A 12,138-nucleotide genomic window follows, 5' to 3' on the forward strand; every position below is an offset into this window, starting at 1 on the left:
ATCTTCACCTCATGTCGCACTTGATATTATAATAAAAGTAATTGATAAAGTCAATATTTCCACAAGAAAAAGATTTTGATATCATAATGAATATGAAAACATGTGGAATTATTACAGAATATAATCCTTTTCATCAAGGACATATCTATCATATCAAAAAAGCGAAAGAATTAACACAATGTGATTGTTTAATTGCGATTGTTTCCAATCATTTTACACAGCGAGGCCTTTTTAGCCTATTAACTATGCAAGATAAAACTAAACTAGCCCTCGAAGCCGGATGCAATCTAGTCATTGAGCTTCCTCCTTGTTATGCAGCACAAAGTGCGGATTACTTTGCCAAATACGCTGTTGAGTCTTTAAGTCAATTACATATTGATCAAATCTGTTTCGGTTCTGAAACAAACAACATCAGCACTCTAAAAGAATATTCGAAACAAATGGAATCTACTCAAGTGGTTCCATCTTTAAGCATGAATCAAAATCTATACACCAAAAATATTCGTCCTAATGATATCTTAGGCATTCAATATATCAAACAATGCGAGAAATACGGTATTACCCCTTGCACAATTGCTCGTAATGATTCTTTTAAAAGTGCTACGCAAACACGCAAAGAATACCTTGAAGGCATTTCTCAATTCAATGATGCCTATTTTAATTCAAGCCAAACATGGGATACGTATTATCCATATCTAAGAAAATTCTTACTTTTAACTGACACACGTACTTTATCCACATACTTTCTAGTTAATGAAGGCATTGAATATCGCTTAAAAGAAAATGCCAAGAAATATTTGAATTGGGAAGATTTTCTATTGGCATCCATTTCTAAAACATACACAAAAGCACGCATTCAAAGAACTTGTATGTTCATTTTACTTCAAATCACAAAAGCACAGATGCAAGAAAACAACCATTTCAATCAAGTTATTGTAGCAGGCTTTGATTCTATAGGACAAGAATATTTAAAAGGTAAACGTGTCATCACAAAATTTAAAGAATTGCCTAAATTCCTACAAGACATTGAACTCAAGTGTCAATATTTATCTTTTGATTCGTTTAAGGCAAGAAAGGTGATTTATTATGATCGTTAGTATATGCATTTTAATCCTTCTTGTATGTATATACATCTATTTTTTTCCTTTTATCCCAAAGCGGAAGAAACACTATACGTACGCATTATTACTTGGATGTCCTGCTCATGATGATGGAAGCATGTCTTCAAGTCAAATCAAAAGATGCAATCTTGCGATTGACATGTATAAAAAGGGGCTATATGGTACGTTAATTATCTCTGGGTCAAATGTAAAGAATGAGTATGTAGAAGCTGAAGTTATGAATACTTACATAAGGAAAAGAGTGGAAATCCCGACCATTCTTGAAACACACGCAAGAAATACCTTTGAAAACTTCAAGTTATCTAAAAAATATATTCAAGAGCAAGATGTGCTCATTCTGGCATCCCAAACGCACGCCAAAAGAGCTTGTGCAATTGCCAAGCAATTCTTTTCAGATTATGGCTGTGCCTGGTTTAAAGATTTAAAACCAAAACACATCATAAGAGAAATTGTTTCGCGTATTCTTTATATCAAAATTGAAATACTAAAAAAATTAGGAAGGTACTAAAATACCTTCCTATTGAATTGTACGAACGACTTCATTGACGCTTCGTACTTTTTTTAAGTTCGCAATTAAATTTTGTAGATGCGCTGCATTCTTTACTGCAACCGTTAGTTTTGTGGTTGCCTCTAAATTTCCTTCATCCACAGCCGAATCTACATGTTTTAAATAGACATTGCACTGCTGCAAAGTTGTCACAATATCACTCAATAAGTAGTTACGATCATCACTATGAACCACCAAATTGACTTCATATTGTTTTTCATCTAAGCCCTCTTCCCATTGAACAGGAATCAGACGTTTCTTTTCATTCAAGATATTTGGACAATCCGCCCTATGGACCTTCACACCTTGGCCTTTAGAAATATATCCAATAATTGGATCACCCGGAATAGGTCGACAACAATTTGCCAAAGAAACCGCAATTGTATCAACACCTGGAACAACAACACCACAATTTGAATGTTTCACTTGGTGAGATGGCTGCTTATTGTAGATCTTCATAATTTCCTGATCTTCCAGCATATTCGAACGATTCTTCACCAAACGATCCACAATGGACTGCAATGATACACGCTTCATCGCAATACCTACATATAGATCATCCACACTCTTAAATGACAAAGATGTTAAAATCGACTCTAAACGTTTTGTTTCCATTAATTTTGAATCCAGCTTCAAACGTCTAAACTCATCTTCAAGCATCGATTGACCTAGCTTAATGCTGTCCTTGCGTGACTGCTGCTCTTGTTTTTGTAAGAAAGTACGAATCTTATTTCGTGCATGCCCACTCTTAACAATTTTAATCCAGTCTGCACTTGGACCTACAGAGTTGTTGTTAGTTAAAATATCAACAACATCTCCCGTTTTTAATGGCGTGTTCAAAGGTACAATAGCTCCATTGACTTTAGCACCAACCGTTTTATTACCAACCTCCGTATGGATTCTGTACGCAAAATCGATTGGACAAGAACCTGTAGGTAACGCAATAACTTTACCTCTAGGGGTTAAACAATATACATTTGCTTCAAAAATATCTTTTTGAAGTACATTCATATATTCAAGTGGATCTTCACTCTCTTCATCGGTCATCATAGAGAAATCTCTAAACCAAGAAAGTTTATCCTCAATCTCTTTTTGTTCATACTCAGGCGCATAATTACGATTTTCTTTATACTTCCAGTGCGCTGCAACACCTCGTTCGGCAATCGCATCCATTTCTTCAGTACGAATCTGGATTTCAAAAATATTACCATGTTCCGGCTCTACAATCGTCGTATGCAAAGACTGATACATGTTGGCTTTTGGCATCGCAATATAATCTTTAAAACGACCAGGAATCGGTCTATATTTGGCATGAATATAACCTAATATTTCATAACAATGCACCACTGAATCTGTAATAATACGAATTGCTAATAAATCTAAAATTTCTTCAAAACGCTTGTTTTTTGTAACCATCTTTTTATAGATGCTATAGAAATGTTTAGAACGGCCAAAAATACGATATTGAATATTATACTCTTGTAAAATCGATTCAATATCCGAAATCATTTCTTGAACTTGACCATTACGATCACTTTCACGTTGTTTTACCAACCCTTTGATTTCCTCATACTTCTTATAATCCAAGTATTTAAAAGACAAATCTTCCAACTCGTTTTTTATTTCACTGATACCTAAACGGTGTGCAATCGGTGCATATACGCTCAAAGTTTCACGCGCAATCTTCTTTTGTTTTTCCGGACGCATATACTGCAACGTACGCATGTTATGTAGACGGTCCGCTAATTTAATCAAGATGACACGAATATCTTTGGCCATCGCAATAAACAACTTACGATGATTGCTAGCCAGATATTCTTCTTCATCTTTAAACTTGATGGCACCAATTTTTGTAACTGCATCCACCAAAGTTGCGATTTCTTCACCAAACAATTCTATAATCGTATCTGTGGTTATGCCTTCACAATCTTCTACCGTATCATGTAAAAGACCAGCCGCAATCGTTTTAGGGCCACAATGCATTAACGCTAATGTATTCGCCACCTGAATTACGTGAATGACATAAGGCTCTCCACTTTTACGAAACTGCCCTTTATGGTGTTCATAGGCAAAATCATATGCCTTTTGTATCAACTCAATATTTTCTGGGCGTTTTATATATGTCTGTACATTCTCCATGCACTCTTCAAAAGTAACTTGCTTTTTCTGACTCATAATCACTGCGCCCCCTTTCCTAAATTAAATTCTTTATTCTCCCTCAAAATGTGTTAAAGCACACACTGGAATATCTTTAAATTTTTCTCTTCCTTTTAAATCATCCAATTCGATCACAAAAGCTACACCGACAACACTTGCCTGCATACGCTCAACCATTTTAATAATTGCTTCTACAGTACCTCCTGTAGCCAATAAATCATCGATAATCACAACTTTTTGTCCAGGTAAAATGGCATCCGCATGGATACAAAGCTCATCTTGACCATATTCTAGATCGTACGTTTCATTCACTGTTTCTCTAGGAAGTTTTCCTGGCTTTCTAACTGGCACAAAACCAACATTATTCTCTAAAGCTACTGGCACACCAAATAAGAAACCACGAGCTTCTGGGCCAATCACAACATCGGCACCAATACTTTTCACAAAGTCATTGAATTGATCTACACAATAACGCATCGCATTCGCGTTTTGTAGAATAGGTGTTACATCTCTAAAAACGATTCCTTCCTTAGGAAATCCTGGAATACTCTCAATATAATCTTTTAAATCCATACTAAACCTCTTTCTAATTGATTCCATTTTACTACGCATATACAATCTCATCAATCACAAAATTTACCTGTTTACGACCCTGATATTGATTGATTTGAACAGTTCCAATAAATGAATAAATCGCATTTACACTTTTTTTATACTCCGCTTCACTCTGGTTAAACCGCATACACTGCAAGCCAGAATCTAAAGTATACTTGCGATGTTTATGATTTTGAAAATCATATAAACTTTTAATTTTTGGCTGAACGATTTCAAAACTAGGAAACACAAAACCTGGGCCAAACGGTCTAAGTATATCTAAAGATTGTATGGTTTTTAAGCTTAATTCTTCATCATCTATGACTAATGTATTTTTCTTCTTTACACTATACGTATATTCCTTGATACGTGTATGAATAAATTTTTCAAACAAATCATATTCATTTAGATTCAAAGAAAAACCAGCTGCATTTCCATGTCCGCCAAACGTCACAAAATGTGGATATTCACCTAAAAAATCCATACAGTTAAAGCCCTCTGGACTTCGCATACTTGCCTTATACCCCTGCTCATTTTTTGCCAAGACAATACAAGGCTTATTAAAGCTAGCACAAATCGATCCAGCAACTAAACCAATGATTCCCTCATGAAAGCTTGCATCTTCAATCATAAAGATATCTTCATTGCCTTTGCACTTCATCAAAGCTGTTTTTTGCATCTGATCCGATAATTGTTTACGAATCGTATTGATCTGTGTAATCTGCTGACCCAACGTAAAAATACTCTCATCATCCTGCGCTAAAAAATAACGAACTACATTGTTCACATTCGCAAGATTACTTAATCTTCCAATCGCATTTAATTTTGGGACCACCTGAAAACCAATACTCGTTTCATTTACCTCACGATCGGTAGCTAATGAAAATATATGTTTTTCATGCGTTTGATTCATCAAACGTAAAGCATTTTGAATTAAAGCACGCGTCTGCCCTTTCACAATCATCATATCTGAAATACTCGCAAGGCCTGCTAGCTGTAAAAGATAGTCATTGTCAACTCCTAATACACGCATACATTCATAGGCAACACCAGCTCCACATAATGTTTCAAAACAAGATTCCATCAATGTTGGATGCACTACAATATCGCAATTCACCTCTTCATCCATTGTATGATGGTCAGTTACAATTACATCCATACCCAATTCTTTAGCCAACGCTAAAGCTTGGGTACTTTTAATTCCATTATCCACTGTAATTATCAAAGAGTAACCTTTTTTGTGTGCGAGTGTAACTGTCGCCTCACTTAATCCATACCCCTCTTTGATCCGGTCTGGAATATAGAAACCACACTCAAGACCTAGTTGTCTTAATCCTGAAACCATAATGGTTGTTGCGCTGATACCGTCACAATCATAGTCACCGGCAACGATTACTTTTTCACAATTCGAAACAGCTTGTGCTATACGCTTTTTAAACCTTTCCATACATGCAGATTCAGAAATTGAATTTAAAGGCTGACTCGTTGTCCAATATTCCCATTTTGATGTATCGGGCTCTAAAAATTCTAATACTTTTTTTGTTAATTCTGTCATTTGTTCCATGTTAATTATTATACCATATATTAAAATGTTCACAGACTATTAATCTGTGAACAATTCTTTCTGATAAGGAATTTGAAGATGCTCATACGCTTTAGGCGTTACAATTCTTCCTCTTGGTGTACGATTGATAAAACCAATCTGTAATAAATAGGGCTCATATACATCTTCGAGTGTCATCGGCTCTTCTCCAATACTTGATGCGATTGCTTCAAGTCCGACGGGACCTCCTTTAAATCTTTCAATAATACCCTTTAAGTATTTGTGATCAACCGCATCCAAACCTAAATGATCCACACGAAGTCGGTCTAGAGCTGTTTTGGCAATTTCACTTGAAACCACACCCTCATTATAGACTTGTGCAAAATCACGCACACGTCTAAACAAACGGTTTGCGATACGTGGAGTCCCACGTGAGCGTAAGGCTATTTCTGTGACAGCATTTTTATCAATTTCCGTATTCATAACACAACTTGTACGATAAACAATTTTTTCTAAGTCCGATAAATTATAGTACTCCAATTGGGAAATGATTCCAAAACGATCACGTAAAGGAGCACTTAAATCTCCGGCACGAGTTGTGGCACCAACAAGTGTAAAAGGTGGTAAATTAATACGGATATTGTGTACCGTAGCCGAATCTTTACCTACCACAATATCTAGACAATAATCTTCCATAGCTGGATACAACACTTCTTCTACTTGTTTTGGTAAGCGATGGATCTCATCAATAAATAAGACATCTCCTGGTTCAAGCGTCGTAAGAATCGCAGCTAGATCTCCACTTTTTTCAATCGAAGGACCACTGGCTGTTTTAAGATTTCCATGCATTTCATTAGCAAGAATATATGCCAATGTTGTTTTTCCAAGTCCAGGAGGGCCGTAGAATAAAACATGGTCCAAAGCTTCATTTCTAGATCTTGCCGCATGAATGAACACATTTAGATTTTCTTTTAATTCTGATTGCCCAATATATTCATTTAAACTTTGCGGACGCAACGTCTTTTCAAAGTTATCGCACTCTTGTAAATTTCCATCTACTTCTCTAGGCATTTATCTTATACTCCATTTCTTTTTGCGAGTAAGATCAATGCTTGTCTTAGCATTTCATCTTCTCCTAATTCTGTATTTTCTAATTCCTTTTTAATTTTCGTTAATTGATTTGTCTTATATCCAAGTGATAAAAGCGCATCCTGAACTTGGCCCCACACTGGATTTGATGTAGCACCATCACTGGTTTCCAAAGATACAAACTTACCTTTTAGATCTAGAACAATTTGTCCTGCCGTTTTTGCACCAATACCAGGTAAAGACTTAAGTTTTTTGATATCATCATTTTCAATGGCTTCAATCATTTCTTTTCCCGAACATACCGACAACATAGTCTGTGCTGTTTTAGGACCAATGCCTTTCACATTGATCAAACGCATAAACACTTCATAGTCTTCTTCTTTTAAAAAGCCAAACAACAAGATTGCATCCTCACGTACATGTTGATACGTATAAAGAAACAATTCATCTCCCATTTTTTGACTTAAGGCATTTGCCAGATAAACTTCGTAGCCTACCCCCTGCACATCCAACACAACACGATCACTTCGAATAATTCTTACAACGCCGTTCACAAACGCAATCATATTACACCTCAACATCTAATTCTACAGGACAATGATCGGAACCATATACATCCGTCAATATCTTGGCATCCACAATTTTATGTTTTAATTCCGGTGATACCAACCAATAATCAATTCTCCATCCCGCATTCTTTTCACGAGCCTTAAAGCGATAACTCCACCAAGAATATTCTACTTTTTCAGGATACAAAGTACGGTATGTATCTACAAAATGAGACAATAAATACTTCTTAAAGCTATCTCTTTCCTCATCTGTAAAACCTGCATTCTTATGATTTGTCTTTGGATTTTTAATATCGATCTCTTCATTAGCCACATTAAAATCACCACAAGCCATAACTGGTTTATCCAATGATTCTAAATAGGTACTAAACGCTTTATCCCATTCCATACGATAATCTAAACGCTTTAGCCCATCTCCTGAATTTGGTGTATAAACAGTCACAACATAATATGCAGGATATTCAAGCGTAATCACTCTTCCTTCTGTATCATGTTCTTCCATATCCATTCCATAACGAACCGACACTGGTTCTTCTTTAGAGAAAATCATTGTTCCACTATAGCCTTTTCTTTGTGCGCTATTTATATATTGATACGGATATAATTCACAATCCACTTCAATTTGATCGGGTTGTGCCTTCGTTTCTTGAATACAGAAAATATCTGCGTCCAAAGCATAAAGAATTTCCACAAAATCCTTCTTTAATACGGCACGAATCCCATTTACGTTCCACGAAATACATTTCATAAAAAAACACCTCAGAAGCATTATACCACACCAAAAGAAAAGGCTACACAATGTGTAACCTTAGTTTTCAATAAATTCAAATTCAAAGCCTAATAAACGTACTGTATCTCCATCTTGACATCCAGCTTCTCTTAAAGCTGTATCAATTCCAAGATAACGCATTTTATTGGCAAATAGATAGAAGTCTTCTTCTGTATTCAACTTATTGATGTCAAATACACGCTCAAGTCTAGGACCTGAAACATTCCATACGCCATCCTCTTCTTTTTCAATAACGATGTCTTTCTTCTTCTCTTCAAATGTATACATAACACCTGTCTCACCTGTATCTTCCGTAATTGGGAATACTGGTGTTGTCGCAAGAAGATCGGCTGCTTTTCTTAGTACCGGCTCTAAGCCTTCATGAATAATCGTTGTTGTTTCATATACTGGGATATCTGGATATTTTTCTTTAAAACGACGAACATTTTCTTCGGAATTTTCCATATCCATTTTATTTGCAACAACAATTTGTGGTCTTTCCAATAAACGAATCTGATAAGACTTCAACTCATTATTAATGACTTCATAATCATTTAATGGATCTCTTCCATCTTCTGCACCCATATCAATAACGTGAATAATAACACGACATCTTTCAATGTGACGCAAGAACTGGTGACCTAAACCTTTACCATCACTTGCTCCTTCAATAAGTCCTGGTAAATCGGCTAGCACAAAGCTTCTGCCATCACCCGTTTGTACAACTCCAACATTTGGTGTGATTGTCGTAAATGGATAATCTCCAATTTCTGGGCGCGCTTTACTAACGGCATCTAGGAATGTGGATTTTCCTACACTAGGAAATCCTACCAATCCAACATCGGCAAGTACTCTTAGTTCTACAATACAATCAAATTCTTCACCCAATACACCTTGTTCTGCATATTTTGGTGCTGTATTGTGGCTTGATCTAAAATGCCAGTTACCACGACCTCCACGACCACCATGTGCTACAACTTGTCGTTGATGTGGTTTTGTCAAGTCAGCAAGTACTTGATTATTATCACTTCTCTTTACAATCGTTCCTAATGGAACTTTTACTACTTTATGTTCTCCATTGGCTCCATGCATCTTTTTGTTTTTACCTTTTTCACCCGGAGTAGCGATCACCTTACGGTGATACCGTAAATCTAAAAGTGTTGTCATTCCTGGATCGGCTTCAAAAATGACATCTCCACCGTTACCTCCATCGCCTCCAAAAGGTCCACCATAGGCAACATATTTCTCATGGCGAAAACTTACTAAACCATCTCCACCTTTACCTGCTTTTATATGAACTTTGACCTGATCTACAAACATATATACCCTCCTTTCTTTCTCATTAAAAAAGATCCCAGCAACGGGATCTTAAATTTCACACTTGTTAAGCTTGTGGATAAACAGAAACTTTCTTTTTATCTTTACCAAGACGTTCGTATTTAACAACACCGTTAACTAATGCGAACAATGTATCATCAGCACCACGTCCTACGTTAGTTCCTGGATGAATTTTTGTTCCACGTTGACGATAAATAATGCTTCCAGCGTGACAAGATTGTCCATCAGCTAATTTAGCTCCTAAACGTTTTGAGTGAGAATCACGACCGTTCTTTGTAGAACCAACTCCCTTTTTAGAAGCGAATAACTGTAAGTCTAATTTTAATAACATTTTTTACACCTCCTGTACTTGTATGTATTTAGGATAACTCTCTTCAATACTTTGAAACTGAACCAATAGCGTATTCAATATGATTTGTAGTTCAGTACATTCCGTATTGTTTATTTCTAATTCAACATCCCCTGCATCTACTTTATAAGAAATGAAACTTAAATAGCCAAGCTGTGCGATTGCGTTAATACCACCAATAATAATGGTACTGGCTGCAGAACAGACGATATCTTTTCCATACTGATCATACTCAGCATGTCCCTGCATAGAGATCAATGAAATCCCATGTTCATCTCTAGCAATTTTAATTTTAATCATAATTAAGCTTCGATAGCTTCAATTTTTACACGAGTGTAAGGTTGACGGTGTCCTTGTTTACGACGTGTTGAAGATTTTTTGGCTTTATATTTCACAATAGTGATTTTCTTTCCTTTGCCTTGTTTTTCAACAACACCAGTTACCTTTGCACCTTCTACGAATGGTTTACCAAATTTTCCATCAGCGTATAATACTTTGTCAAATGTAACTGTGTCTCCTTCGTTAGCTTCTAATTTTTCAACGAAGATAACAGCATCCTTTTCAACACGGATCTGTTTTCCACCAGTTTCGATAATTGCGTACATGTGTGCACCTCCTATTCATTCTTTTTTTCACATTTAGCTTGATACTCGCCATCAAGGTGTGAATTTTCAACTTAAAACCTTTTCTGGGCGGTTGCAAGTCCATACACGGAGTTTGCAACATTGATATTTTAAAGGATATAAAGCAATACGTCAAGTTAAATTTCTATTTTTAACTCTATGTCTCAATAGGTAAATTCTAATTTATCTAAATCTTTCTTATAGGATGTCGAATGACTGTTTTCCATTTTTCCGGTGTAACCTTTCTTGCATCCGACAAATATATTTCATGATGTAGTCTTTGACTATTCATATCATTCGCATATCCATTTTGTTTTAAATATTCATCCATAAGTGCAACTGTAGCTGGTTCATCATCAAAAGATCCTAAGTGCATGATTTGAACACATAAACCTTCATCAATCGTCAAAAACTCTGCCGATGAACAATCTATTTTTTTCTTTTTAGTTGCTGTTTCAACAGCCCATTCAAAATCTTTTTCATTCACAAAATCAGGCAATCGAATGACTGAAATCCAATGAAATGAATCTTTATCTGCATAATTCACACCATCTATATCATCCTGCCACCAGAATCCTTCTAGTGGTGGAACTACATATTCAAAGAATCCTTCAATTTTATAATCCGTCTTATAACTCATTCTCAAAGTATAAGCAATCGCATACAATACGCCAATTGCCTGCTGATATGATCCACCTTCTTCATTTGGATTGCCCTCACCTCTGAGCGCAATATAATTTGCTTCAGGAACATTTACAATCACAGGTTTATTTTTAGGCATATAAAATTCTTTATATTCTTTCTTAAAATCAAAAGCCATAATCACTCCTTAAATTTGGTTTTATCTATTTTTTAAAGTATACCATTAAATATGAAAACTATACAAAAAGACTGATCTCTCAGCCTTTCATTTATAAATACGCTTTGTCTTAATCTATACGATCATAAACCATAATTTATTCGCTTATTTGTATTTCTTCTTAAGATTAATACTCAATATTATTGCAACAACTGATGAAATAATTAATCCTGCAACTAATGAAAATATCCAAAGATTATTTTCATTAAAAAGAAGAATAAAGGAAATATTCGTAGATATTATGAAAAATACAAAGAAAAGATTTAAAATTTTAGTATCTTCTTTCCAATAATTTTCTTTATCACTAGTGTTTAAACTATTGTAAAATTCAAACCCATTGTCTAGTTCTTTACCAACTTTAGTGCTTCTTATTTTGTTTGTTGCATACCAAATAAGTAGGTATATCATGTTTAAAAAAATAAAAATCACAGTATTCTTTGTCATGTTTGTTCCTCCACAAATTCTGATTTATCTATTGCATTACGTTGATTACTTTACAGTGAAAGGTGTCCATTCAATGTGGTTATATTCCATCACATCATTTGCTTTTTTCATTCCTAATTTTTCGTAAAATGCAATG

Annotated in this window: 14 protein-coding genes and 1 other annotated feature; of the genes, 2 read left to right on the plus strand and 12 right to left on the minus strand. The window is 35.3% G+C overall.

What is annotated here, in order from left to right:
- Window positions 1–86: 86 nt before the first annotated feature.
- Entirely contained in the window at window positions 87–1,097 is a 1,011-nt protein-coding gene (locus tag H8911_RS06650; protein ID WP_186999093.1) for a nucleotidyltransferase family protein, read from the plus strand.
- Between the two features lie 121 nt (window positions 1,098–1,218).
- The gene (locus tag H8911_RS06655) at window positions 1,219–1,629 is read left to right on the plus strand and encodes a YdcF family protein (protein WP_222620982.1); all 411 of its coding nucleotides are present in this window, start codon (window positions 1,219–1,221) and stop codon (window positions 1,627–1,629) included.
- Between the two features lie 9 nt (window positions 1,630–1,638).
- Here the strand turns inward: H8911_RS06655 and H8911_RS06660 are convergent, their stop codons facing one another.
- The 12 genes from H8911_RS06660 to H8911_RS06715 form a co-directional block, all read right to left on the minus strand.
- Window positions 1,639–3,843: a RelA/SpoT family protein gene (locus H8911_RS06660; protein ID WP_186999094.1), complete on the minus strand. Its 2,205-nt coding sequence runs from the start codon at window positions 3,841–3,843 to the stop codon at window positions 1,639–1,641.
- 33 nt (window positions 3,844–3,876) lie between these two features.
- On the minus strand, window positions 3,877–4,398 hold the full coding sequence (locus H8911_RS06665) for an adenine phosphoribosyltransferase (RefSeq protein WP_158567644.1): 522 nt from the start codon (window positions 4,396–4,398) through the stop codon (window positions 3,877–3,879).
- Between the two features lie 31 nt (window positions 4,399–4,429).
- Window positions 4,430–5,983, minus strand: a complete 1,554-nt coding sequence (locus tag H8911_RS06670; RefSeq protein WP_186999095.1) for a single-stranded-DNA-specific exonuclease RecJ — start codon at window positions 5,981–5,983, stop codon at window positions 4,430–4,432.
- A gap of 39 nt (window positions 5,984–6,022) precedes the next feature.
- Complete coding sequence (gene ruvB / locus H8911_RS06675) at window positions 6,023–7,033, minus strand: Holliday junction branch migration DNA helicase RuvB (RefSeq protein WP_117926609.1); 1,011 nt, start codon at window positions 7,031–7,033, stop codon at window positions 6,023–6,025.
- Between the two features lie 5 nt (window positions 7,034–7,038).
- Window positions 7,039–7,617 (minus strand): Holliday junction branch migration protein RuvA, encoded by a 579-nt coding sequence (gene ruvA, locus H8911_RS06680; protein ID WP_186999096.1) that lies wholly within the window; start codon window positions 7,615–7,617, stop codon window positions 7,039–7,041.
- A 1-nt stretch (window position 7,618) separates the two neighbouring features.
- Window positions 7,619–8,368 (minus strand): exodeoxyribonuclease III, encoded by a 750-nt coding sequence (locus H8911_RS06685; protein WP_186999097.1) that lies wholly within the window; start codon window positions 8,366–8,368, stop codon window positions 7,619–7,621.
- 60 nt (window positions 8,369–8,428) lie between these two features.
- Window positions 8,429–9,709: a GTPase ObgE gene (obgE, locus tag H8911_RS06690; RefSeq protein WP_186999098.1), complete on the minus strand. Its 1,281-nt coding sequence runs from the start codon at window positions 9,707–9,709 to the stop codon at window positions 8,429–8,431.
- A 64-nt stretch (window positions 9,710–9,773) separates the two neighbouring features.
- On the minus strand, window positions 9,774–10,058 hold the full coding sequence (rpmA, locus tag H8911_RS06695; RefSeq protein WP_003864191.1) for a 50S ribosomal protein L27: 285 nt from the start codon (window positions 10,056–10,058) through the stop codon (window positions 9,774–9,776).
- A gap of 3 nt (window positions 10,059–10,061) precedes the next feature.
- The gene (locus H8911_RS06700) at window positions 10,062–10,376 is read right to left on the minus strand and encodes a ribosomal-processing cysteine protease Prp (protein WP_117926605.1); all 315 of its coding nucleotides are present in this window, start codon (window positions 10,374–10,376) and stop codon (window positions 10,062–10,064) included.
- Window positions 10,377–10,378: 2 nt separating this feature from the next.
- Window positions 10,379–10,681 (minus strand): 50S ribosomal protein L21, encoded by a 303-nt coding sequence (rplU, locus tag H8911_RS06705; protein ID WP_003864193.1) that lies wholly within the window; start codon window positions 10,679–10,681, stop codon window positions 10,379–10,381.
- 31 nt (window positions 10,682–10,712) lie between these two features.
- Window positions 10,713–10,784 (minus strand) — a sequence feature (ribosomal protein L21 leader region).
- A gap of 102 nt (window positions 10,785–10,886) precedes the next feature.
- Entirely contained in the window at window positions 10,887–11,519 is a 633-nt protein-coding gene (locus tag H8911_RS06710) for a GyrI-like domain-containing protein (protein ID WP_186999099.1), read from the minus strand.
- A gap of 144 nt (window positions 11,520–11,663) precedes the next feature.
- Window positions 11,664–12,002, minus strand: coding sequence for a hypothetical protein (locus H8911_RS06715; RefSeq protein WP_186999100.1), 339 nt, complete (start codon window positions 12,000–12,002; stop codon window positions 11,664–11,666).
- Window positions 12,003–12,138: the final 136 nt, after the last annotated feature.

The sequence above is a fragment of the Holdemanella hominis genome (assembly GCF_014306155.1).
Classification (GTDB): domain Bacteria; phylum Bacillota_I; class Bacilli_A; order Erysipelotrichales; family Erysipelotrichaceae; genus Holdemanella; species Holdemanella hominis.